This window comes from Thalassospira sp. TSL5-1 (assembly GCF_001907695.1).
Lineage (GTDB): Bacteria > Pseudomonadota > Alphaproteobacteria > Rhodospirillales > Thalassospiraceae > Thalassospira.
On record NZ_KV880638.1, the window covers coordinates 1067942 to 1091054 of the forward strand.

The following is a 23113-nucleotide window of genomic DNA, read 5'->3' on the forward strand; positions in this document are numbered from 1 at the left end:
AAGGTTGCGCCGGTTCGCCAAGGCGTGCCGGAAGTAGCGTTAATTTCTTCACAAAATTCAGGATGTTTTCGATGTCTATCGCTGAAATTAAAGACTCCTTGCCGGCCTATGCCAAGGACTTGAAGCTGAACCTGGGAACCCTGTTTTCCAACCCGGGCATGACCGACCAGCAGATTTACGGAACGGCCCTGGCCTGTGCCTATGCGTCGCGCAATGCAAAATTGCTGCGTGCTGTAGCCGCCGAAGCCGACGGGAAACTCTCAGACGAAGCGATTGAAGCGTCCAAGGGCGCTGCGGCCATTATGGGCATGAACAATATCTATTATCGCTTCACGCATCTGGTGTCGGAAAAAGAATATGCCACCATGCCTGCCCGCCTGCGCATGAACATTATTGGCAAGCCGGGTATTGATAAAGCGGATTTCGAGTTGTTTTCTCTTGCAGTATCTGCGATCAACGGTTGTGGCATGTGCATCGATAGCCACGAAAAGGTATTGAAGCAGGCAGGGTTCAACAAGGAAATTGTTCAGAACGCCGTGCGTATCGCTTCGGTCATTCATGCGGTCGCTGCCGTTCTGGATGCCGAGGAAGCCCTCGAGGGATAATTTATTGCCTGTCCTTTTCCCCCAAAAGGACAGGAAGAATGGCAGAAGAAAAAAGTGCTGTCATTCTTGACCCTAACCCGATGGTCGCCCCCGGCCATCGGGTTTTTTTGTAACTGATTTGAAGCCTGTTGTTTTGGGGAAAAATTGTAACATTCTGATTTAACTAACAATAAGTGTCCAGAAAGTGACGAACCGACTCGAGAACGGCAGCGGGGGATTCAAGGTGGGGAATGTGCCCGCAACTGGGGATGATGTGGCTGGTAACGGGGCCGCTGACATGGTGGGCGATGGTGGTGACTTGTTCGTCACTGCCAAACTGGTCGTCATCGCCCTGCAGGATCAGGGCGGGGCAGGTGATGGCAGGCAGTTCGTCGATCATTTGCCAGTCGCGGAAGGCCGGTTGGCGCCAGGTATCGACCCAGGCGCGAAAGACGGTGTTGGTCTGGTCAAAATGGTGACGTTCAAGCCGTGATTTCCAGTCTGTGCTGGCATAGGTTCGGGCCGCCATTTCGATGCCGTCGATCGTGACATCCTCGACAAAAACATGGGCGGCCAGGCTGATGACGGCGCGGGGCACGGTGGGAAAACGGGCGGCATATTTTAGCGCAATGGTGGCCCCGTCACTGTGACCAAACAGGATGGGATTTTTCAGCTTTAGGCTGGAAATCAGGCCATGCAGGAAACGGTCGGTTTCCTCGTTATGGAAATCTATCGGGCGTGGGACCACCGTTTGCGGGTCGGATGTGCCATGACCACGCCTTTCATATACCAGGCAGGAGAGCCCGGTTGCATTTGCCAGCCTTTGCGGAAAATCGCGCCACATGCGAATGGTGCCCAGGGCCTCATGCAGCAGGATGATGGTGGGGGCATCGGCCTGATCCTCCGCCCCGGCGCAAAGCCGGGAATGATCCGGGACAAGGTGCTGACAGGCAAGGCGAACACCGTCGACAATAGCGTGGAAATTGTCTTTTTGCATGGGAACCCTGAATTATCGGTATTTTGGTGCGTGAATATTGGTTTTATCATGGCGAAGATTATGCCTCCCGGCAAGTGCAGCGGTGTGCAGCAGTGTGCAGCGGTGTTCCGAAGGCTCCCGTGCTCATGCCAGCTTTGTCTTGGATTAAAGAAAAACATCTGCGCATGGTGGTATATGCGTCACTGCGGGATGATCTAAACAGCCGGGCGTTTCAGAAGCTCTGCCAGTTGGAATTCTGGAAGGGGCAGGCCAAAGGGCTTCAAACCCCAACGATCAAAATCGCAAATCTGGTCATGATTGCGCTGCTATCACGGGCAGGTCGCCTGAAATGGACGATCATTTTCAGGCCGATGGAATGCCCAAATGATGGCGGGTAAAGCTGATCAGGCTTTGGACATGGACGGCAACCGTTTCGCGTACTTTTGCTTCGTCATGGGCGGACAGGGCCTCGATGATGGCGAGATGTTCTGACGAATCCGGTTGCAGGCGTTCTTTCAGACGGGCAATTTCAAACAGCCGCGTGGTTGCCCGCAGGCCCCGCAGGGTTTGTGCCATGACCTCGTTGCCACAATGATCGATGATCATATTGTGCAGGTTGTCGTCCGAAAACCAGTGGGCATCGGTGTGATAGGCTGTGCCATCCATCAGGTCTTCGATTTCGCGGCGCACGGACATCAATTGCTTGCGGGGGATGGCGCTCATGGCAAGAACGGCGGCTTCGGGTTCGATGATTTTACGCAGGCGCAGGCTTTGCAAATATTCCCCGACATCAACACGTCGTACGACATAATTCCGTCCATCGCCCTTGCGTACCAGTCCTTCGCCTTCCAGGCGCTGGAGGGCTTCGCGAAGGGGGGTGCGGGAAATACCCAGTGTTTCGGCCAGACGTGCCTCGACAATCACATCGCCCCCATTGAGGCGGCGGTGACGGATCATCTCGGAAACGGCCTTGTAGGTTAATGTCGCTAGGTTATGAGGCCCGCCGGTTTCCTCGCCACGCGCGATGATCATGGAATTTTCCTTGCTCCCCGACATGTATTTCCTTTTCATTCTATCGGTTTCACGCGGTATACCGAATATATACTAATAAGAATCCAGCGTGAGTACAGATAATTGAAAGAGCCATCAAACAGCACTCCCGACAATCAAAGCCTTGCAGACAGTGTTTTTGCGCGTTTGTTAAAAAGCATCCTTGAGGGCCAACTGGCCGGGGGCACCATTGTGCAGGAACGTCGTCTTGCCGACCAAATGGGTGTTTCGCGTTCGCCCATGCGCGATGCGCTGGGCCGTCTGGAGGGGCAGGGGCTTTTGGTGCGCAATAGCCGGGGTATCCTGACGGTGCGGGTGGTAACGCTGGAGGATTATCTGAATTGCCTGAATTTGCGCCTTTTGATCGAGCCTACGGCGGCCGCGCTGGCGGCAGAGCGCATGAGTGCCGCGGATTTAAAGCGGCTCGACTCGTTATTAAGCGACATCGAAAACACATCGGATGTCGAGGCGGATGTGCTGTGGGATTTCGATGACATATTGCATCAAACAATTGGTGAAAGCAGCGGCAACCCCTTTATTTTCAAGACAATTATCGAGATGCGCCGCTATACTGCCATCTTTGAACGCCACCAGCTTTCAGGGCGGGGCAAGCCCGGTTCTGCTGATCACCGGATGATTGTGAATGCCCTTGCCGTGCATGATGCAGCGGGGGCAAAGGAAGCCATGCACCGCCATTTGCATGAAATAAGACAAAAAATTATCGAGAATTTTTAAGATCTTGCATGATTTTTGAGCAGGTGATTTTGTTGCACTTGTCGTGTGCATATTTTTTGTGTATTAAAGTGGTATACCAATCGAATGCGATTGGCAAAAATGACATAGAAACAATATCACTCACAGGGGTTATCATGCTTTCACGTCTGTTTTTTGCTACCGCCATTTGTGCAGCGGTTTTGGGTGTCGGCACGTCGCCTGTTTTTGCGGCATCCTGCAGCCCGGCTGTTCCCGATTCCGACTTGGTGAAGCCTGGCACGCTGATCATGTCCACCAACCCGACCTTGCCGCCATTACAGTTCATCGATTCAAATGGCGATTTGAAAGGGATGCGAGTGGAGCTGGGTAAAATGATTGCCAAGCGTTTATGCCTGACCCCTGAATATATTCGCATCGAATTTTCGGCCATGATTCCGGGCCTCGCAGGGGGACGCTGGGACATGATCAATACCGGCATTTTCTATAACGAAGAACGCGCCAAGATCATGGAAATGATCCCGTATGAAGACCAGGCCATCAGCATTTCGATGGCGCCGGGCACAGGCAAATCTGTCAGCAAAAAAGAGGATCTGGCCGGAAAGGTTATCGGTGTTGAAATTGGCGGTTTTGAAGAAAGCAAAACCCGGGCAATGGATGCCGAGCTGAAGGCCGAGGGGCTGAAAGGCCTGGATATTCGCACGTTTGATAATTTCGCTCTGGCCTATCAGGCCTTGCGGGCGGGGCAGGTTGACGGTGTTGTTTCGATTGATGCCGTTGCCAAGGAATATGATGCCCGTGGCGATTTTGACCGCGTGTTAAGCGGTCTGTATCCGGCCCCGGTGGCGCTGGCGTTTAAAAACCGTCCACTGGCCGAAGCCGTGCTGAAGGTCATGGACGATATGAAAGCCGATGGCACCATCGCCAAACTGTTTGGCGAATATGGCATCGCGGTTCCCAAGGCCAAATACGAAATCAAATAACCCGGAACCACCCGCCGGAAACAGGAAGGCGTGTTTTCTCCCTTGCTTGTTGTTCTGTTTCCGGCACCCCTCACATGGACAACATCATGTTCACAGGCCGATCCCGCGCGGCTTCTGTCTTGCCCTAACTTCCCGAAAGCGAACGACATGGAAACTTGGAACTGGCCCGGCTTTTTCGGATATTTGTTTAATTCCTATATCCTGGGCGGTGTTGTCACAACAATCTGGCTGACAGTCGTTTCCCTGATTGGCGGTTTGGTGCTGGGCTTTATCCTTGCCCTGATGCGGCGGTCACATGCGCAACCGGTTAAAATTTTTGCCCGTTTTTATATCTGGCTGTTTCGCGGAACTCCGCTTCTGGTTCAGTTGATCATTATTTACACAGCCCTTCCCCAGCTTGGCATCCGCTTTAGCGTGATTGAGGCCGCCTTGCTGGGCTTGGCTTTGAACGAGGCGGCCTATCTTGCCGAAATTATCCGTTCCGGGATCCAGGCCGTGCCCGAGGGGCAAACCCGTGCCGGTCGGGCATTGGGCATGACCGAACGCAAAATCATGCGTCACATTGTGATGCCCCAGGCTTTCAAGGTGATTATTCCGCCCTTGGGCAATTCGGTGAATGGCCTGTTGAAAACCACGTCTGTGACGTCGGTTATTTCAATGGAAGAACTTTTGCGCCGCACCCAGGTTTTGATCCAGGAAAAATTCATGGTGCTGGAACTGTTTGCCGTTGCCGCCATTTATTACCTGGTTCTGACCACATTGTGGGACCTGGTGCAGCGCAGAATTGAAAAAAGATTTGGCCGTTCGACGGCCCATGTATCGCTTGCAGAACAACGTTGATTTTCCAGGATTTCGATAAAATGAGCCTCAAGTTTCGCGGTGTTTTCACCGTTATGATTACCCCCCTTGCCGATGACGGCTCCCTGGATCTTAAAGCCCTTGTCGATTTTACCGACTGGCAAATTCGCCAGGGCATTCATGGCCTGATCCCGCTGGGATCAACCGGCGAATTTTTGTCGCTGTCACAGGAAGAACGCGATGCCGTTGCCCGCACCGTGATTGAAACCGTCGCCGGGCGTGTTCCGGTGTTGATTGGCACAGGGGCGGAAGATACCCGCGAAGCGGTCCGGCTCAGCAGGATTGCCCAAACAATGGGGGCGGACGGGGTGATGGTGATCCCGCCCTTTTATTCCACCCCGACCGATGATGAACTTGTGGTGCATTATCAGACCATTGCCGAGGCGATTTCCATTCCGGTTATGGTTTACAACAACCCGGCAACGTCGAATGTTGATTTGAAACCCGACCTGGTGGCCCGTATCGCGCAAATTGATGGCTGCGATTATATCAAGGAATCCACCCTGGAAATCACGCGCGTGCGCGACATTATCCGGTTCGCCGGGGAAAACATGACCGTGTTTGGCGGTATTCTTGGGTTTGAATCCTTTGTCATGGGGGCGCAGGGCTGGGTGGCGGTGGCATCCAATGTCGCGCCTGGGCCAATGGCACGCATTTTTGAACTGGTTGCCGATGAAGGCAAAATCGACGAAGCCCGTGCGCTTTACCTGAAATGGCTGCCGATTATTGAGGCAGTGGCCGGGCAGGCCTATGTCGCGGGGACAAAATCGTTATTGTCGCATATGGGGTTTCAGGCAGGGCCGCCGCGCCCGCCGCGCTTGCCTTTGCCCAGGGCCCAGGACCAGGTGATGCAACAACTGGTGTCGGATTTTAATCTGACCTTTGCGCAATAAGGCAAACTGGCCCATGCAAAGCCCGTTCCCAACCACACCCCGCCCGGATGAAAGCACAGAAGTGCAATTCTTTTATGATGGGCGTGCCATGACCGCACAGCGCGGGCAAAGCGTTGCTGCCGCCCTTTATGCGGCGGGCATTCGCAACCTTGCACCTGTATCCGAAGCGCAGGGCCGGGGTGTGTTTTGCGGCATGGGCGTTTGCAACGAATGCCTGGTGACGATTGACCATGTTGCCAGCCAGCGATCCTGCATGACGCTGGTAGAACCCAACATGCAGGTCAGCACGCAGGCGGCCCGGCCCGCGATTGGCACGCCCTACGCCGCGACGACCAACACGATTACGGAAATCACCACCCCACCGACGAATATTTCCAGCGATGAAACCGACATTCTTGTGGTTGGGGCCGGGCCTGCCGGGTTGGCAGCGGCGGTCATGGCTGCACAGGCAGGGGCCAGGGTGATGATGGTGGATGACCGGTCCGCACCGGGGGGGCAATATTTCAAACAGCCGTCATCGGGCACGGCACAGCAGCATTATCAGCATGATGCGCAAATATCGGCCGGCGCAAAGCTGATTACGCAGGCCCGTGATGCCGGGGTGAGTCTTTCCGAAAAAACCGTTGTCTGGGGGGCGGAACGCCAGGGGGATGGTCGCCTGAAAGTGGGTTTGTATGGCCCGGAAGGCGCGTTTTATGTGTTTCCCGGGGCTTTGGTCATTGCCACCGGGGCCTTTGAACGCCCGGCCCCGATCCCCGGCTGGACCCTGCCCGGTGTGATGACCACAGGGGCAGCGCAAACCTTTTTGCGCAGTTATGGCACAGCGCCGGGCAAGCGTATCCTGATTGCGGGCAATGGCCCCTTAAATTTGCAAGTGGCAACGGAATTGCGCAAAATCGGCGCGGATGTGGTGGCCGTGCTGGAGGCTGCACCATCGCCGTGGCAGCAACCGGCAAACTTGTTGCAACTGTTTCAAAAGGACCCGCAACTGGCCCTGCGTGGGGCACGGCAGGTATCCGCCCTTAGGCTGGGAGGCGTGCCGGTTTTATGGGGCAGCAGCGTCACCCGTATTCTGGCCAGTGAAACAGGCACGGTGCAAACGGTCGAGGTTGCAACGCCCGACGGCGCCCGGGTTTTTAACGCTGATACCGTTCTTTTGGGGGGTGGGTTTACAGCATCAAACGAACTGTCGCGTTTGCTGGGCTGCGCGCATGATGTGGTAAAGGGGCAACTGGTTGCCCGGCGCGATGCGACAGGCAAAACCACCCAGGATGACATTTACAGCATTGGTGAAGCCGCGCAGTTTGGTGGTGCCCATGTTGCCCTGACCCAGGGCAAATTGACCGGAGCGACCCTTGCCCAAAAACTGGGTTTTGCAGTCCGTACCGGGGGGATTGCGGCTAAACTGGCCCGCTATCAGGCGTTTCAACGCGCACTATGGTCGCTTTATCAGGTTGATGAAACCAGTGTTAATGATCTTCCCGGTGATACCGAAATTTGCCGGTGCGAAAAAGTGACCCTGCAAACCCTGCGTGCTCTTGCGCAAACCGCCTGCGATGATGTTGCCACGCTGAAACGATTGTCGCGTGCGGGCATGGGCCGTTGTCAGGGGCGGTATTGCAGCCACAATGTACAGGCGATTGCCGCAGCCCACCACATTCATCATGCCAGTCCAACGGGCCCTGGCAAACGCCAGATAAGTGAAAAAACCGGTTTCCTTGCCCCGCAAATGCCGTTGCGACCGGTGCCATTGGCGGCACTGGCACGCGAAAAACCCGAATGGGGCGGGCACAAACGCAGCTATTTGCCACAAAACCCACCGCTCTATTGCGCCGACCCGCTGCCGGTATCGCACACCGAAACACTGGTGATTGGCGCAGGTATTGCGGGCATTTCGACGGCATTGTTTTTGGCGCAGGCGGGCCGTGATGTTGTGGTGATAGACAGGGCCTATCCCAATTCGCTGGCATCGGGCGGGAATGCGGGCAGCCTGCATGCGCAGCTTTTATCGTTTGATCATGGTGCACGGGCCGAAGGCGGTGGAACGCCGGCCCAGCAAACCCTGCCGCTTCAACGCGATTCAATCCAGTTATGGGCCGATTTGCAAAATGATCTCGCCGCCGATTTTGAAATGAAAATCACCGGTGGCGTCATGGTGGCCGAAAGCGACCATGACATGCGGTTTCTGGAGGCGAAAACCCGCGCGGAACGCAGCATGGGGGTGGATTGCCAGGTGATCGGCAGGGATGAATTGTTTGCCCTCGAACCAGCTCTGTCACGTAAATTTGCCGGTGCGGCCTATTGCCCGCAGGAAGGCAAAATCAACCCGCTGGTTGCCACCCAATGCGTGCTGGATGCCGCCCGTGTTGCAGGTGCCAGTGTGTTTGACCGTGCCGAAGTGACCCGTATTGAAAAAGACGGGGCGTATTTTGCCGTCACCACCGGGCGCGGTGTCGTACGTGCTAAAAATATTGTCAATGCGGCGGGGGCTTACGCATCGCGCATTGGCAAAATGCTGGGCCTGGAGGTGCCGGTTTTTGGGGTACCCCTGCAAATGGTTGTGACCGAAGCCGTTGCGCCGCTGATTGGCTGCCTTGTTGCCCATGCGGACCGGCATTTGACCTTAAAGCAGGCCAGCAACGGTAATTTCATTATTGGCGGTGGCTGGACGGCAGGGCTGGACCCGGTGCATCACCATCCGCGCCCGTTACTTGATAGTCTGGAAGGCAATTTGTGGGTCGCCCAGCATGTGGTGCCCGCCTTGCGCAAACTTCACATCATTCGCAGCTGGGCGGCGATGAACATCAATATTGATGGCGCACCCATTTTGGGGGAACACCCCGACCAGCCCGGCTTCTTTAATGCTGTTACCTCAAACGGCTACACGCTTGGCCCGCTGGTGGGGCATATCACCGCCGGGCTGATTTCCGGCCAAAGGCAGGCACGCGGGCTTGAACCCTTTTCGATTTCACGTTTTTCCAAAGGACAGCCATGATTGAATTAACCGATGTAAGCAAATGGTATGGCGATTATCAGGTCCTGAAAAACTGCTCTACCGGTGTTGATAAAGGCGAAGTGGTCGTAATTTGCGGGCCTTCCGGGTCGGGTAAATCCACCCTGATCAAATGCGTCAATGCGCTGGAGCCGTTTCAGGAAGGGTCCATCCGTGTGGATGGCATCGAGGTGGGCGACCCGGCAACCGACCTGCCAGATTTGCGCAGCCGGGTGGGCATGGTTTTTCAAAACTTTGAACTTTTTCCGCATTTAACGATCATCGACAATATCATGCTGGCCCAGCGCACGGTTTTGGGGCGCAGCCCGGAATTGTCGCGCAAAAAGGCGCTGGAATTGCTTGATCGGGTGGGGTTGGCGGCACAGGCCCCCAAATATCCGCTTCAGCTTTCGGGCGGGCAGCAACAGCGCGTTGCCATTGCCCGTGCCCTGGCGATGGAACCGATGGCGATGCTGTTTGACGAGCCAACATCCGCCCTGGACCCGGAAATGATTTCGGAAGTGCTCGATGTGATGACCGGGCTTGCCCGTGACGGCATGACCATGATGGTCGTGACCCACGAAATGGGATTTGCCCGCCGGGTTGCCACCCGCATGATTTTTATTGATCGCGGTGAAATTGTTGAAGATTGCCCGACAGAAGAATTCTTTGCCGGAAACCGCAACCCGCGCACCGAAGGGTTCCTTAGCAAAATTCTGGCGCACTAACCCCAACCGATCGACCAGCAAAGAGAGACGATCCATGAGCCAGTTTGATCTTGTGATCAAAAACGGTGTCGTTGCCACGGCATCGGATACCTTCAAATGCGACATCGCCATTCGTGATGGAAAGATTGTACAGATGGGCGACAACCTGTCGGGCGGTGCACAGCAAATTGATGCCGCTGGCAAATATGTTCTGCCTGGCGGCATTGATAGCCATGTTCATATCTCGCAGCCCTCGGGCGAGGGGATTGTCATGGCCGATGATTTTGAAAGTGGTACGCTGTCGGCTCTTTTTGGCGGAAACACCACCATCATGCCCTTCTGCCTGCAGGAAAAGGGCACCCCGCTTCGTGAAACACTGAAGGATTATCACGATCAGGCGGAGGGTAAATGTTACACCGATGTCAGCTTTCATCTGATCATTTGTGATCCAACGCAGGCCGTACTGGGCCAGGACCTGCCTGCCCTGATTGCTGATGGTTATACTTCGCTTAAGGTTTTTATGACCTACGAGGATTTGCGCCTGGATGATGCCGCGATTTTGCGCACCCTGGATGTGGCGCGTGATACCGGGGCCACGGTGATGGTGCATTGTGAAAACGAGGATGCCATTCGCTTTTTGATCGAAAAGCATGAAAAGGTGGGTGATGTTGCCCCGCGCACCCACGCGACCACCCGCCCGGTTGCGGTGGAACGCGAGGCCACCCATCGCGCCCTGGCCCTGGCCGAAGTTGTCGATGTGCCGATTGTGATTGTGCATGTTTCCAATGGCGAAGCCCGCGATGAAATATCGCGTGCGCGCAGCCGGGGATCAAAGGTGGTTGGCGAAACCTGCCCGCAATATCTGATGTTAACGGCTGATGATCTGGACGGGATGGATTGGGAAGGGGCGAAGTTTGTCTGCTCGCCCCCACCGCGTGACAAGGCCGCCCAGGCCGAATGCTGGCGCGGCATTGAAACCGGTGTGTTTGATCTGTTTTCGTCCGATCATTGCCCGTTTCGTTATGATGACCCGCAAGGCAAGCGAACCCCCAAGGGCCTTACCAGTTTTCGCCATATCCCCAACGGCATTCCCGGTGTTGAAACCCGCATGCCGATCCTGTTTTCCGAAGGGGTGATGAAAGGGCGCATTGATATTAACCGCTTTGTTGCCATGACATCGACCAACCACGCCAAAACCTATGGGCTGTATCCGCAAAAAGGCACCATTGCCATTGGGGCGGATGCCGATATTGCAATTTGGGACCCGGCGGAAAAACGCACCGTGCGCCATGCCGATTTGCATGATGGTTCCGATTATTCCCCCTATGAAGGCCTGGAATTGACCGGCTGGCCCACCACAATTGTGCTGGGTGGCAAGGTCATGGTCAGGGATGGCATCCTTACCGGGCAAAAAGGCGATGGCCGTTATCGCCCTGCCCATAATCGTTTATTCCCCGCTTCCGTTTGATCAGGAGACTGCAATGAAGTTGAAAGTTTACGCTGGCCCTTATGAATTCGATGCCTGGCTTGAATGCGAAAAGGCGCCGAAAACCTCGGAAGCGTTTCGTAAATTGCTGCCATATGAAGGTGATATCGTGCATGTGCGCTGGTCGGGTGAAGGGGTTTGGATTCCGCTGGGCGATTACACCTTTGGCGTGGATTATGAAAACCACACCAGCCACCCGGCACCGGGCCACATCATTTTGTATCCGGGCGGGATTAGCGAAACGGAAATTCTGCTGGCCTATGGCGGGGTGGATTTTTCATCGAAAATGGGCCAGTTGGCCGGCAATCACTTTATCACTATCACCTCAAACCTTGATAAATTGCCCGAACTGGGCAATGCGGTTTTGTGGAAAGGGGCGCATAAAATCCGTTTTGAAGCCGCCTGATGACAGGCAAAGGGTTTTCGCCTGAAACAACAAAGCCCGGTCCTTCTGGACCGGGCTTTGTCATGAGATGAACCTTGATGAAACGTCTTATTTCAAAGCGGCACAGGCGCGTTTAATGCGCTTGCAGGCTTCTTCCAATGCCTCGGTCGAGGTGGCATAGGAAATGCGGAAATAAGGGGCCAGGCCAAAGGCCGTTCCCTGAACCGCGGCAACGCCTTCGGCTTCCAGAAGGTAGGTCACGAAATCGGTATCGGTTTCGATCTTTTTGCCATCCGGCGTGGTTTTACCAATGGTACCGGCGCACGACGGATAAACATAAAATGCCCCTTCCGGCGTTTTGCAGCTCAGCCCTTCGCATTCGTTAATTTTTGCCACAACCAGGTCGCGGCGCGATTTGAACACTTCGGCGCGTTCGGCAAGGAAGTCCTGCGGGCCGTTCAGCGCCTCGACCGAGGCGGCCTGGCTGATCGACGAGGTATGCGTGCTGCTTTGCGACTGAACCTTGTTGATCGCCTTGATCAGTTCAACCGGGCCTGCGGCATAGCCCAAACGCCAGCCGGTCATGGCATAGGATTTGGACACACCGTTGCACGTCAGGGTGCGAGCCTTCAGCTTCGGTTCGACCTGGGCGATGGTGGTGAATTCAAAACCGTCATAGACCAGGTGCTCATACATGTCGTCCGACATGATATAAACGTGGTCGTGTTTCAGCAGAACATCGGCCAGGGCGCGCAGTTCGGCGCGTGAATAGGCCGCACCCGTCGGGTTGGAGGGCGAGTTCAGGACCAGCCATTTGGTTTTCGGCGTAATCGCGGCTTCAAGTTCGGCAGCGGTGATTTTGAAGTCGTTTTCTTCCTGGCATTCGACAACCACGGGGGTGCCTTCGGCCATCAGGGTCATGTCCGGGTAGGACACCCAGTAAGGGGCCGGAATGACAACTTCATCACCCGGGTTCAGCGTGGCAAACAGGGCGTTAAACAGCGTCTGTTTGCCGCCACAGCCAACGGTGATTTCGTCGATGGTGTATTCCAGGTCGTTTTCGCGTTTGAACTTGGCAACAATCGCCTTGCGCAATTCCGGGGTGCCAGCGACCGGAGTGTATTTGGTCTTGCCAGCATCAAGGGCGGCTTTTGCAGCATTTTTGATGTTGTCGGGGGTATCGAAATCCGGCTCGCCTGCGCCAAGGCCGATAACATCAACGCCAGCAGCTTTGAGTTCTGCGGCCTTGGTGGTGACAGCAATGGTAGGAGAAGGTTTGATACGGCTCAAACGGTCGGCAATAAACGCCATTGGTCTGTTTCCCTGGAATGAAATGAGAAATGGAAAGACTCTTGTTCTTCCGGTTCGGACCCTACGCCCGGTTTTAACGCAATTCAAGTTGGTTTAGGCGCTTTTGCGGGTTCTTTGGGATGTTTTAAGGTCTTGATTACGGGTTCTGCGATGATACGGCCTGTTAAACGCGCTTGGCCGGTGTGGGTTCCGTAAAAGTTTTGATGCTACTGGCGGCGCGTCCTGCTTTTGCCTGCACTGTGCAGGGGCAGGCTGGCAAAGGGTATCTGTGCCTTCGCCCTTTATAGTCGTAAGGACAACCGGACATCGTCATCGAAAATATGACGCGCAAGCTCGGTGGTACGGTGTCGAATTTCGGTGGCGACTTCATCGACGATTTCGGTTCGATTGCGACCGGCCGGATACAGAAACCCGTATTTTAAAATGCCACCGGGCTCAAAGGGCCGGATCACCAAATCGTCAACGCCGCTAGACAGGGCGACAAAAGGATCGGCAAGGCAGCAGCCAAGGTTAAGCCCCGCCATCTGACAGGCGATAACGCCGTTACGTGCCTCGACACGGACATTAAGGCGTTTCCCCGTTCTTTTGACAAGCGACTGAAGATGCTGACCTAGCAGGGAACGCGCGTGAGTCGCAATGATTTGATGGCTGGAAAAATCATCAAACGTGACGATTTTTTGGGCAGCCAGGGGATGCGACGGGTTCATAACCGCGACCATTGGCAATTCCAGAAAGGGTTCGATGTTAAAAACACCCTCTTTAATTGGCAGGGGTGCGATGCCGAGATCAAAGGTTTCTTCTGTCACCCAAACATCAATATCAAGGCGCACACGAGAGTCGATTTGAGCTGTCATATCGGGGCGGCGCATCATGATGTGCGCTAGGGTCTGGTTGATGACGGCATGGGAAATAAAGGGGGCGGCGAGGATGCGAATATGTTCGGTTTTGCCGCGCCTGATTTGATCTGCGCGTAAATTCAGATCATCGTGGCACAGCATAAGCCTTTCTACTTCCTGATAAAATTCCTTGCCTTCTTTGGTGAGCCGAAGCCGTCGTCCGCGGCGAGATAACACGGGAAAACCAACCTCGTCCTCCAGCGCAGAAAGCAGGCGGCTTATTTGAGGGGCGGTTCTAAAAAGGCGATCCGATGCCCCGTTGACAGAGCCGGTTTCGACAAAGGCGCGCAGAGCCTCCAGCGATTTATGATTGATCGGCAAGGCCATTTCCCCCTCAGTATAAACGCTCACACTTTCGTAAAACGTAACTAAAGTGAAGAATAACTCACTTTACGCAAGTAAATTTATTCGCTTGTCTAACTTATAAGAATAACAAACACGGAAGCATTTTGATGACCTCCTTCCCGGACCTGCAAAGCCGAATTGCCGCCTATGAGGCAAAGCGCCCTGTGCCTTACACATTGCCGGAAAGCCCCGCATCCTTGTATGTGACGATGCGCGACGGCTGCCGACTAGCGGTCGATGTTTATTTGCCGCAAGGCGCAGACCCGGAGGCAAAATTTCCTGCGTTGCTGCTTTTTACTCCCTATTTCCGCCGTTTTAAGCTGGCAGCGGGCTCGACAGAGATTCCAAACCCGAATACCGGGAAATTCAGCGATTATTTTGTCCCGCGTGGATATGCGGTGATTGTAATTGATGTGCGCGGTACCGGGGCCAGTTTTGGAACCCGGGACGGGTTTCGTTCCCCGGCAGAGCGTTTTGACAGCGCCGAGGTCGCTGATTGGGTGATCGACCAGAACTGGTCCAATGGTGTTATTGGGGCGACGGGTATTTCCTATCTTGGCGCGGCATCGGATTTTCTGGCATCGACGGGGCATCCGGCGGTAAAGGCCATCGCGCCGTTGTTTTCTGTTTGGGATACATATTCGGATAATTATTTTCCGGGGGGCATGCAGTGCGTTTCGCTGACCCGGGTATATGATGACCTGATGAAGGGGCTCGATCTTGATCAGCGGGCCTATCTCAAGAACTATAAATATTATGCCAGCCCGGATTATCTGGGGCCGCAACCGGTTGACGAGGACCCATCAGGGGCGTTGGTGGCCGAGGCGGTGGCAGAGCACCAGGCCAATTTCCGCCAGACCGATTTCATGGCGGATTTGTCCTATCGCGAGCAGGGCCTGCCTTATGACCCCGATTATTCCAGTGCCTCCATCAGCCCTTATTCCTATTGTGATGGCGTAAATGAGGATGTCGCGATTTTGTCGATGTCTGGCTGGATGGATGGGGCGGGTTATGCCAATGGGGCGATTTCGCGGTTTTTGACGCTGAATAAAAACCCGCATCACCTTTTGCTTGGTCCGTGGGATCATGGTGCCCGTATTGATGTTTCGCCGTGGCGCGCGTCGGAAACCCCGACATTTTCGATGTTGGGGGCCGTTTTGCGGTTTTTTGATACATATCTGATGGGCATGGATACCGGTTTGCGGACCGAGCCACCTGTTGCCTATTTCAAACTGCACGAAGAGGCATGGGGCGAGGCCGAAACCTGGCCACCAAAACCGGCACAGCTTGTTTTGCATCCTGATCAGGCGGGCGGACTTGGCACGCACAGCGCAACCGGGACGGCAGCCTATCAATGTGTGCCAGAAACCGGAACCGGTTTTGAAACCCGTTACGAACGCATATCGGGGCTGGATTCACGGAACTATTATTTTGACTGGCAGGGGCGCACGGGCCTTATGTTGTCGTTCGATAGTGCGCCAATGACGGAAGATATTGCCCTTGCCGGCCATGCGGTGCTTGAGATGACAGCCCGTTTTGATGCACCGGATGCGGGGCTTTTCATTTATTTGACCGAAGTGGAAGCCGACGGAACGGAGCGTTACATCACCGAAGGTATTTTGCGGGCGATTTTCCGTGATGAAGAGGACGCACCGGATAATATTCGCATTAATTGGCCGTTTCGCAGCTATCACCGGGACAGTGCGCGCCCCTTGCCATTGAACGAGGCACAGCGCATTCGCATTCCGCTATTGCCGACGGCCTGGACCTTGGCGAAAGGCAGTAAATTGCGCCTTTCAATTACCGGGGCGGATAAGGATCACTTTAAAAAAGTGCCCCACGGCAAAATGGCAAATATCACGCTTGAATTGTCGGACACCCGGCTTGTGTTGCCGCTGGAACAGGAGACATCTGCAACATGAGGGCGACGGCAAAGGGGATGGATACGATGCTGGGTCAAATGCGCGATGTGACAGACATCATCGCGGCAACGGCCCTGCGGTATTACCCCGACGGAGGCGAACGGATTTACTCGACCCATCCGGATCGTTTTCCGGATGCCGGTTTCAAGCGATTTGAGGATGCACCGACAATGGCGCGCGTTCGCGATGCCAAGGCCCCGGTATTAACTAACGGGCTGGAGGCATTGCAGGCCGGTTTTCCGGACTGGCAAAGAATTGTCGATGGGGGGTGTGACGCGATCGTCAATATTCCGGTTCGCGCACCGTCTGGCGAAGTGCTGGGACAGCTTAATTTGATGGCGCGGGCAGGGCGGTTTTCGACAGAAACCCTTGCCCGCCTGCAAACGATCGCAGATCAAAATGCGTCATGCTTTTTGGATCAGACTTCAAGGGAGATACTCTGATGCGGTTGACACGCCTGACCTACCGGGGCGTGATTATTCTCGCCTATCTTGTCATGTTGCTGCCGGTGTTTTTGCTGGTTTTGACATCCTTTTTCAAAGACACCATCATTACGTTTCCGCCTTCGGGCTTTTCGCTGGAATGGTATGCGAACGCAATTGATCGCGAAGAATTTCTGAGCGGATTTTTCGTCAGTTTCAAGGTGGCGGCACTGGCGACCATTATTGGTGTGCCATTGGGGATGGCAGCAGCATTGGCACTTACGCGCAGTGCAATCCGCGGCAAGCAGGCAATCACGACCTTTCTTTTGGGACCTATTATTGTGCCGGGTATTGTGGCGGGCACGGCACTTTATCTTACTTTTCTGCTCGCGCAGAACCAGTTGGATATGGATATTGTCGGTACTTTGCCAGGCCTGGTCGCCGCGCATATCTTGCTGACGATCCCCTGGACCGTGCGGGTTGCTACCGCTGGATTACAGGGACTGGACAAAAGCATAGAAGAGGCCGCCGCCAACCTTGGCGCCCGCCCCTGGACTGTTTTTGTGCGGGTGACGCTGCCGATGATGCGCCCGGCGATTGTCGCCGCCTCGATGTTTTCCTTTATCCAGAGTTTTGAAAACCTTGAACTGACTTTGCTTCTTGTTGGTCCGGGAATGAGCACTCTGCCAATCGCGATGCTGAACTATCTTGAGTTCCAGATCGACCCGACGCTGGCTGCGGTTGCGACCATTCAGGTTGTTGTCATCGCGGCGATGATGTTGATCACCGACCGTTACGTAAAACTCTCCCGCATCGTCTGACATTGGAGATCGGATCTATGAAATCTTTGGAACTTGTGAATGTCTGCAAGAAATTTGGCGAAGCGGTTGCCGTAACCGATATGAGCATGCACATCCTCAAAGGAGAGCTTGTATCGCTTCTTGGGCCTTCGGGATGCGGCAAGACAACCACATTGCGGATGGTCGCCGGGTTTGTCGAGCCCAGTGCCGGGTCGATCCTGATCAATGGCCGGGATGTTACAAATCTGCCGCCTTATGCACGCAATACGGCACTGGTGTTTCAGTCCTATGCGCTGTTTCCCCACATGACGGTTGCCCAGAATGTTGGTTTTGGCCTGGAAATGCGCAAAGTTGGCAAGGCCGAGCGCGAGGAAAAAAGTATCGAGGCACTCAAACGTGTCAGGCTTGATCACTTTGCAGACCGTTACCCGCGCCAGCTTTCAGGCGGGCAGCAGCAGCGGGTTGCGTTGGCACGCGGGCTTGTTCTGAACCCGGATGTCTTTTTGCTTGATGAGCCACTTTCCAATCTTGATGCCAAATTGCGCGGGGAAGTCCGCAGCGAAATTCGCGGGCTTCAGCAGTCTTTGGAACTGACCACACTGATGGTGACGCATGATCAGGAAGAAGCCCTGACCATGTCTGACAAGCTTGTATTGATGGAAGCCGGTCGTGTACGCCAATCGGGCACGGCACAGGATTTATACGAGCAGCCAGCCGATGCCTTTGTCGCCGATTTTGTCGGGCGGTCAAATGTCGTTAAGGGCCGTGTCGAGGACGGGCAATTCCGGACTGCAGACGGCACCGTTATGCCGACAATGCCCGGGATACAGGCTGATGCGCAATATTACACCTTGCGGCCCGAAAAAATCAGCTTGTCGCGTGACGGCGAGGGGGTCGAAGGCACCCTGCGCGAACGTCTCTATCTTGGGGCGCAAACGGAATACACGGTGATGGTTGGTGACACTTCGATCTCGGTTGTTATGGCAACACCGGGGCCGGATGACCAGCGCGCGGGCTTGCGTGTCGGGGATCCGGTTCGGCTTGACTGGGATGTCGCGTCGGTGCGGCTTCTTACCCACTAACAATAAAAAATATCAAAATATCAAACATATATCAGGAGAGACTCATGGCTAACTTAACCCGTCGTTCTTTTCTAGCTACGGCTGCGGCATTGTCGGCTGTTTCAATGGTGCCCGGAAAATTGATGGCACAAACAAACGATGTTGTTGTCGGGACATGGGGGGGGACCTTTGGCGATTTGCTCAAGGCGAATGTTGACGAAACGGTTATGAAGTCCGCGGGCTATAACGTTCTTCAGGAAATATCCGGTCCGGTTCCCCGTCGTACCAAACTGATTTCCGAACGGATGCAACGTCGCGGCAGCATGGATGCTGCCCTGCTGGCAGATTTTGATATGTACGCCGCCGCCAAGGTGGGCGCTGTCGAGAAACTGGATGCGTCCAACGTTCCCAATTACGACAATATTCTGCCGTTTCTGAAAAAGGCGCATTCGGTGCCATTGATTTATTCGGCACATACGATTGTTTATCGCAAGGACCTGATCACAACCCCGCCGCAATCCATCGCAGAGCTGTGGAACCCGAAATATAAAGGCAAGATCGGCCTGAGCGATTTTCTTTATACGTCCAACATGGCCTATGCGGCGATCCATAATGGCGGCACGCTGTCTGACTTTGACGGCAGTGAAAAGGGTGTTGCCGCCTGGAAAGAGCTGGATGCAAAGCTTTTGCCCTCTACAGAGGCTGTTGGTCAGGCGTTGGCATCGGGCGATATCTGGATCACGATTATTTCGGCGGCCCGTGGGTATAGCTGGTCCAAATCCGGAATTGATCTGGGCTGGGTTGTGCCCGAAGAAGGCGCTTTCCCTGCCGTTTACGAGGCTGCGGTGCCGAAAAATGCCCGCAACCCCGAGGGCGGAATGGCCTATATGAATGCGCTGCTTGATCCTGCAGTACAAAAGGCCTTCGCTGAGAAAATGGGCTATTTGCCGACCGTGAAGAACGGCCATATCAGCCCGGAACTAGAAGAAAAAATCGGCTTTTCCGAAGCCGAACAAAACCGCCTGTGGCAACCCGATTTTGACTTTATTCTGGAAAACCAGACCAAGCTTCTGGATACCTGGAACCGCGTGCTCAAAGGCTGACAAAATGGCAAAACTTGTTCTTCCGGCGGGACTTCTTGTCCTTCTTCTGTTGGGCGGCCCCATGCTGTTGATGTTGCGGTATTCGTTTAACGAATATGATCCGCTTTACATCATGCAACAGGCATTCACGTTCGAGAATTATGCCAAGGCAGTCGTTGATCCGTACTATCAGAAAATCCTGGTAACGACGATTACCATTGCTCTGACCTGTACGGTGTTAACAACGCTGCTGGCTTATGGCCCTGCCTATTGGCTGGCACGGATGGAAGGCCGCTGGAAGAGCAAATGGACAATCCTGACAATGTTTCCACTGCTTGTGGGCGGTGTGGTGCGTTCGGCAGGATATATTGCGCTGTTAAGCACCACCGGGCTTATAAATGCGACATTGTTGGGACTTGGCATTATTTCCGAGCCCCTGACGTTGCTTTACACGCCCGGTGCCGTGATTTTCGCAACGGTGGGCATCGTTCTGCCTTATATGATCCTGACGCTGGCGTCGGTTATTGAAAGTATCCCGCGCCAGGTTGAAGATGCGGCGGCCAATTTGGGCGCGCGTCCGACAACCGCCTTTTTCCGGGTGCTTGTCCCGCTGTCCCTGCCCGGTGTGCTGGCCGGTGCCTCACTGGTGTTCATTCTTTGCATGAATGCCTATGCAACGCCGTTGTTGCTTGGAGGGCCGCAGTTTCAGATGATGGCACCTGTTGTGTATGAACAGTTCGCCAAGGCGTCAAACTGGCCTTTTGGTGCTGCGCTGGCGTTTATCTTGCTGATGGTGACGGTTATTTTGACGACGGTGGGCAGTTCCATTATCGCAAAGCGTTATAAGGCGGGCTGAGAACCTGGTTTTTGACTACTGTCTGGTGTCGTTTTGCCCAAGGGGGTGACAGCATAGTGACAAAACCTGTCAGGAACTGTCAGGAGCAGGGCTTGCGATTGGTCCTATCTACCTTATAACTAGGGGCAGGATAAAACAGGGGTCTGCCCGATGAATGCGCTGCCAGAATTTTTGACCAAACGCCGCCCGCCGGTTGAAGGATCGCGGAAGTTTAAGCTGGTGACGGAATATGAGCCGTCGGGCGACCAGCCGCAGGCGATTGCCGAGCTGTATGACGGCATCGAGCAGGGCGAGCGTGACCAGGTTTTGCTGGGTGTGACCGGGTCGGGCAAGACATTTACCATTGCCAATATCATTGCCAAAACCCAGCGCCCGGCCCTGGTGCTGGCGCCGAATAAAACCCTGGCCGCCCAGCTTTATTCCGAGATGAAAAGCTTCTTCCCGGAAAATGCGGTGGAATATTTCGTTTCCTATTACGACTATTACCAGCCCGAAGCCTATGTGGCGCGGACCGACACCTATATTGAAAAAGACAGTTCGATCAATGAACAGATCGACCGGATGCGCCATGCTGCCACGCGCGCCATTCTAGAGCGCAATGACTGTATCATCGTGGCATCGGTGTCGTGCATTTACGGTATTGGCGCGGTGGAAACCTACCTTGAGATGACACAGCGCATTGCGGTGGGCGATGAAGTTGACCGCAACGACATTATGAAACGTCTGGTCGAGCTGCAATATACCCGCAATGATGCTGCCTTTACCCGTGGCACCTTTCGCGTGCGCGGGGATGTTTTGGAAATTTTCCCGGCCCACTCCGAAGACCGCGCCTGGCGGGTATCGATGTTTGGCGACGAGATCGAGGAACTGGCCGAATTTGACCCGCTGACCGGGCATAAATATGCCAGCATGGATTCGGTCACGGTTTATGCCAATTCCCACCATGTGACACCACGTCCGACCCTGGTGCAGGCGATGCACGGCATTAAACAGGAATTAAAGGACCGGCTGGCGCAATTTCAGCAGGAAGGCAAATTGCTGGCCGCCGAACGGATTGAACAGCGCACCACCTTTGATTTGGAAATGATGGAAACGGTGGGTCACTGCAAGGGCATTGAAAACTATTCCCGCTGGCTTTCGGGCCGTAATCCCGGTGAACCGCCGCCGACTTTGTTTGAATATCTGCCTGAAAATGCCCTGTTATTTGTCGATGAAAGCCACGTTGCCGTGCCGCAGATCGGCGGCATGTTCAAGGGTGACTATAATCGCAAATTCACGCTGGCTGAACATGGCTTTCGCCTGCCTAGCTGTGTCGACAACCGGCCGCTGAAATTTGACGAATGGGACGCGATGCGCCCGCAAAGCGTGTTTGTATCGGCCACACCGGGCCCGTGGGAAATTAACCAGACCGGTGGCGTTTTTGCCGAACAGGTTATTCGTCCGACTGGCCTGATCGACCCGGTTTGTATCATTCGCCCGGTCGAAACCCAGGTTGATGATTTGCTGGCCGAAGCGAAGGAATGTGCGCAGAAAAGCCAGCGTGTTTTGGTGACAACCCTGACCAAGCGCATGGCCGAGGATTTGACCGAATATCTGCACGAAAATGGCGTGCGGGTGCGCTATTTGCATTCCGATATTGATACATTGGAGCGCATCGAGATCATCCGTGATTTGCGCCTTGGCGTGTTTGACGTGCTGGTGGGGATTAACCTTCTGCGGGAGGGGCTGGATATTCCCGAATGTGCGCTGGTGGCGATTTTGGATGCGGATAAGGAAGGCTTTTTGCGCTCCAAAACATCGCTGGTGCAGACGATTGGCCGGGCCGCGCGTAACCTGGATGGCCGGGTGATTTTATATGCCGATAAAATGACCGACAGCCTGGAATATGCGATTGGGGAAACCAACCGGCGCCGTGAAAAGCAGGTTGCCTATAACGAGGAACATGGCATTACCCCGGCCTCAATCCGCAGTCGTATCCATGATGTGATCGAAAGTGTGGCCGAGCATGATTATGTTACGGTCGATACCGGTGTTTCGGGCGATGTGATGATTGGGCATAATTTGCGTGCCCATATCGAGGAGCTTGAAAAGCGCATGCGCGAAGCTGCGGGCAACCTTGAATTCGAGGAAGCCGCCCGCCTGCGTGATGAAGTCAAACGCCTGGAAAATCAGGAACTGGGCCTTGCCGAGGCCGGGCCGATGGCGCGTGATATCACGCCCAAAGATGGCAGCGCCGGGCCGGGCTCCAAATCGGCCAACAAGCCGAAATACAAGGGGCGGCGGCGTAAAGGCCCATAAGGGGGCTGAAGGATTTGGCATCAAACGCGAAAGGCTGCATCGTTGATGAATGCAGCCTTTTTTGCAGGCGTAGGAAAGGCGGGTTCTCAGGCGGCGTTGTAATGTACGCCACGTCCGTCAAAAAATACGGCCAGCCAGACGGTGTCGGTATCTTTTTCTGTCCAGGCAACCCGGTGGCGGCATCCGGGCGGGATGTAAAGATGGTCGCCGGGTTTCAGGACATGGCCGTTATCTTCGCCTTCAAACACAATTTCGGCACTGCCAGTCAGCAGGATCACCCATTCGGCCGGTTGTTGGTCATACCAGCCAGTTTCGGGCGAGGATTGGCCGCGTGACACAATGCGTTCGATCCGCAAGCACGGAGAGCGCAGGATTTCGTCGAAGATTTCGCTGTTTTTGGCATCTGGAAGTGCGGCAAAAAGATTTGCCAGTGATGCGTCGGGCATCGTGAGGACCCTCCGTTCCGGTTGTGGGGATTGCCCGCAACATAAACCG

The 23113-nt window shown here is 54.7% G+C and carries 22 protein-coding genes; 17 read left to right on the forward strand and 5 right to left on the reverse strand.

Annotated elements, in window-relative coordinates; genetic code table 11:
• The first annotated feature begins 71 nt into the window (after nt 1-71).
• Nucleotides 72-605, forward strand: a complete 534-nt coding sequence (locus tag LF95_RS14430) for an alkylhydroperoxidase, AhpD family (protein ID WP_073955731.1) — start codon at nt 72-74, stop codon at nt 603-605.
• 163 nt (nt 606-768) lie between these two features.
• Here LF95_RS14430 and LF95_RS14435 read toward each other — a convergent pair whose 3' ends face one another.
• On the reverse strand, nt 769-1581 hold the full coding sequence (locus LF95_RS14435; RefSeq protein ID WP_073955732.1) for an alpha/beta fold hydrolase: 813 nt from the start codon (nt 1579-1581) through the stop codon (nt 769-771).
• A 26-nt stretch (nt 1582-1607) separates the two neighbouring features.
• Between LF95_RS14435 and LF95_RS14440 the strand changes: the two genes are divergently transcribed.
• Nucleotides 1608-1958 carry a hypothetical protein gene (locus LF95_RS14440; protein ID WP_143182047.1) on the forward strand — a complete coding sequence of 117 codons (351 nt, stop codon included), beginning with the start codon at nt 1608-1610 and terminating at the stop codon, nt 1956-1958.
• Here the strand turns inward: LF95_RS14440 and LF95_RS14445 are convergent.
• Nucleotides 1924-2616 (reverse strand): GntR family transcriptional regulator, encoded by a 693-nt coding sequence (locus LF95_RS14445; protein ID WP_252509772.1) that lies wholly within the window; start codon nt 2614-2616, stop codon nt 1924-1926. The two genes, LF95_RS14440 and LF95_RS14445, sit on opposite strands and share 35 nt — an antisense overlap.
• Nucleotides 2617-2694: 78 nt before the next feature.
• On the opposite strand from LF95_RS14445, the gene LF95_RS14450 reads away from it, so the two are divergent.
• The 8 genes from LF95_RS14450 to LF95_RS14485 all read left to right on the forward strand — a co-directional run bounded on the left by LF95_RS14450 (nt 2695) and on the right by LF95_RS14485 (nt 11646).
• Nucleotides 2695-3345, forward strand: coding sequence for a GntR family transcriptional regulator (locus tag LF95_RS14450; protein WP_073955734.1), 651 nt, complete (start codon nt 2695-2697; stop codon nt 3343-3345).
• Nucleotides 3346-3479: 134 nt separating this feature from the next.
• Complete coding sequence (locus LF95_RS14455) at nt 3480-4304, forward strand: ABC transporter substrate-binding protein (RefSeq protein ID WP_073956301.1); 825 nt, start codon at nt 3480-3482, stop codon at nt 4302-4304.
• Between the two features lie 147 nt (nt 4305-4451).
• A complete protein-coding gene (locus LF95_RS14460; protein WP_073955735.1) occupies nt 4452-5144 on the forward strand; it encodes an amino acid ABC transporter permease in 693 nt (230 codons plus the stop codon).
• A 20-nt stretch (nt 5145-5164) separates the two neighbouring features.
• Entirely contained in the window at nt 5165-6055 is an 891-nt protein-coding gene (gene dapA, locus LF95_RS14465; protein WP_073955736.1) for a 4-hydroxy-tetrahydrodipicolinate synthase, read from the forward strand.
• A 13-nt stretch (nt 6056-6068) separates the two neighbouring features.
• Complete coding sequence (locus tag LF95_RS14470) at nt 6069-9050, forward strand: FAD-dependent oxidoreductase (protein ID WP_073955737.1); 2982 nt, start codon at nt 6069-6071, stop codon at nt 9048-9050.
• Nucleotides 9047-9775: an amino acid ABC transporter ATP-binding protein gene (locus LF95_RS14475; RefSeq protein WP_073955738.1), complete on the forward strand. Its 729-nt coding sequence runs from the start codon at nt 9047-9049 to the stop codon at nt 9773-9775. The genes LF95_RS14470 and LF95_RS14475 overlap by 4 nt, the downstream gene beginning before the upstream one ends.
• Complete coding sequence (gene hydA, locus LF95_RS14480; protein ID WP_256359960.1) at nt 9681-11222, forward strand: dihydropyrimidinase; 1542 nt, start codon at nt 9681-9683, stop codon at nt 11220-11222. Before LF95_RS14475 ends, hydA begins: the two co-directional genes overlap by 95 nt.
• A 13-nt stretch (nt 11223-11235) precedes the next feature.
• Nucleotides 11236-11646: a DUF3830 family protein gene (locus tag LF95_RS14485; RefSeq protein ID WP_073955740.1), complete on the forward strand. Its 411-nt coding sequence runs from the start codon at nt 11236-11238 to the stop codon at nt 11644-11646.
• 87 nt (nt 11647-11733) lie between these two features.
• Here LF95_RS14485 and LF95_RS14490 read toward each other — a convergent pair whose 3' ends face one another.
• Nucleotides 11734-12936: an aspartate transaminase gene (locus LF95_RS14490; RefSeq protein WP_073955741.1), complete on the reverse strand. Its 1203-nt coding sequence runs from the start codon at nt 12934-12936 to the stop codon at nt 11734-11736.
• Between the two features lie 281 nt (nt 12937-13217).
• Nucleotides 13218-14183: a LysR family transcriptional regulator gene (locus LF95_RS14495; RefSeq protein ID WP_143182048.1), complete on the reverse strand. Its 966-nt coding sequence runs from the start codon at nt 14181-14183 to the stop codon at nt 13218-13220.
• A gap of 101 nt (nt 14184-14284) precedes the next feature.
• Here LF95_RS14495 and LF95_RS14500 point away from each other — a divergent pair, with 101 nt between their 5' ends.
• The 7 genes from LF95_RS14500 (at nt 14285) to uvrB (ending at nt 22618) form a co-directional block, all read left to right on the forward strand.
• Complete coding sequence (locus tag LF95_RS14500; protein WP_073955743.1) at nt 14285-16099, forward strand: CocE/NonD family hydrolase; 1815 nt, start codon at nt 14285-14287, stop codon at nt 16097-16099.
• Entirely contained in the window at nt 16096-16542 is a 447-nt protein-coding gene (locus tag LF95_RS14505; RefSeq protein WP_073955744.1) for a GAF domain-containing protein, read from the forward strand. Before LF95_RS14500 ends, LF95_RS14505 begins: the two co-directional genes overlap by 4 nt.
• Nucleotides 16542-17342 carry an ABC transporter permease gene (locus LF95_RS14510; RefSeq protein WP_143182049.1) on the forward strand — a complete coding sequence of 267 codons (801 nt, stop codon included), beginning with the start codon at nt 16542-16544 and terminating at the stop codon, nt 17340-17342. The genes LF95_RS14505 and LF95_RS14510 overlap by 1 nt, the downstream gene beginning before the upstream one ends.
• A gap of 17 nt (nt 17343-17359) precedes the next feature.
• Nucleotides 17360-18403: an ABC transporter ATP-binding protein gene (locus LF95_RS14515; RefSeq protein ID WP_073955746.1), complete on the forward strand. Its 1044-nt coding sequence runs from the start codon at nt 17360-17362 to the stop codon at nt 18401-18403.
• 44 nt (nt 18404-18447) lie between these two features.
• Nucleotides 18448-19485 (forward strand): extracellular solute-binding protein, encoded by a 1038-nt coding sequence (locus tag LF95_RS14520; RefSeq protein ID WP_073955747.1) that lies wholly within the window; start codon nt 18448-18450, stop codon nt 19483-19485.
• Between the two features lie 4 nt (nt 19486-19489).
• Entirely contained in the window at nt 19490-20320 is an 831-nt protein-coding gene (locus LF95_RS14525) for an ABC transporter permease (RefSeq protein WP_073955748.1), read from the forward strand.
• Between the two features lie 150 nt (nt 20321-20470).
• On the forward strand, nt 20471-22618 hold the full coding sequence (uvrB, locus tag LF95_RS14530) for an excinuclease ABC subunit UvrB (protein WP_073955749.1): 2148 nt from the start codon (nt 20471-20473) through the stop codon (nt 22616-22618).
• An 86-nt stretch (nt 22619-22704) separates the two neighbouring features.
• Here the strand turns inward: uvrB and LF95_RS14535 are convergent, their stop codons facing one another.
• Complete coding sequence (locus LF95_RS14535) at nt 22705-23064, reverse strand: cupin domain-containing protein (RefSeq protein WP_073955750.1); 360 nt, start codon at nt 23062-23064, stop codon at nt 22705-22707.
• Between the last annotated feature and the right edge of the window lie 49 nt (nt 23065-23113).

What these genes read in the sequence shown, in the direction of transcription:
- LF95_RS14535 (WP_073955750.1), bottom strand. Translation starts at nt 23,064, where the DNA reads ATGCCCGACGCATCACTGGCAAATCTTTTTGCCGCACTTCCAGATGCC.
- LF95_RS14430 (WP_073955731.1), top strand. Translation starts at nt 72, where the DNA reads ATGTCTATCGCTGAAATTAAAGACTCCTTGCCGGCCTATGCCAAGGAC.
- LF95_RS14500 (WP_073955743.1), top strand. Translation starts at nt 14,285, where the DNA reads ATGACCTCCTTCCCGGACCTGCAAAGCCGAATTGCCGCCTATGAGGCA.
- LF95_RS14455 (WP_073956301.1), top strand. Translation starts at nt 3,480, where the DNA reads ATGCTTTCACGTCTGTTTTTTGCTACCGCCATTTGTGCAGCGGTTTTG.
- uvrB (WP_073955749.1), top strand. Translation starts at nt 20,471, where the DNA reads ATGAATGCGCTGCCAGAATTTTTGACCAAACGCCGCCCGCCGGTTGAA.
- LF95_RS14505 (WP_073955744.1), top strand. Translation starts at nt 16,096, where the DNA reads ATGAGGGCGACGGCAAAGGGGATGGATACGATGCTGGGTCAAATGCGC.
- LF95_RS14525 (WP_073955748.1), top strand. Translation starts at nt 19,490, where the DNA reads ATGGCAAAACTTGTTCTTCCGGCGGGACTTCTTGTCCTTCTTCTGTTG.
- LF95_RS14520 (WP_073955747.1), top strand. Translation starts at nt 18,448, where the DNA reads ATGGCTAACTTAACCCGTCGTTCTTTTCTAGCTACGGCTGCGGCATTG.
- LF95_RS14490 (WP_073955741.1), bottom strand. Translation starts at nt 12,936, where the DNA reads ATGGCGTTTATTGCCGACCGTTTGAGCCGTATCAAACCTTCTCCTACC.
- LF95_RS14475 (WP_073955738.1), top strand. Translation starts at nt 9,047, where the DNA reads ATGATTGAATTAACCGATGTAAGCAAATGGTATGGCGATTATCAGGTC.
- LF95_RS14460 (WP_073955735.1), top strand. Translation starts at nt 4,452, where the DNA reads ATGGAAACTTGGAACTGGCCCGGCTTTTTCGGATATTTGTTTAATTCC.
- LF95_RS14445 (WP_252509772.1), bottom strand. Translation starts at nt 2,616, where the DNA reads ATGTCGGGGAGCAAGGAAAATTCCATGATCATCGCGCGTGGCGAGGAA.
- LF95_RS14485 (WP_073955740.1), top strand. Translation starts at nt 11,236, where the DNA reads ATGAAGTTGAAAGTTTACGCTGGCCCTTATGAATTCGATGCCTGGCTT.
- LF95_RS14435 (WP_073955732.1), bottom strand. Translation starts at nt 1,581, where the DNA reads ATGCAAAAAGACAATTTCCACGCTATTGTCGACGGTGTTCGCCTTGCC.
- LF95_RS14515 (WP_073955746.1), top strand. Translation starts at nt 17,360, where the DNA reads ATGAAATCTTTGGAACTTGTGAATGTCTGCAAGAAATTTGGCGAAGCG.
- LF95_RS14510 (WP_143182049.1), top strand. Translation starts at nt 16,542, where the DNA reads ATGCGGTTGACACGCCTGACCTACCGGGGCGTGATTATTCTCGCCTAT.
- LF95_RS14470 (WP_073955737.1), top strand. Translation starts at nt 6,069, where the DNA reads ATGCAAAGCCCGTTCCCAACCACACCCCGCCCGGATGAAAGCACAGAA.
- dapA (WP_073955736.1), top strand. Translation starts at nt 5,165, where the DNA reads ATGAGCCTCAAGTTTCGCGGTGTTTTCACCGTTATGATTACCCCCCTT.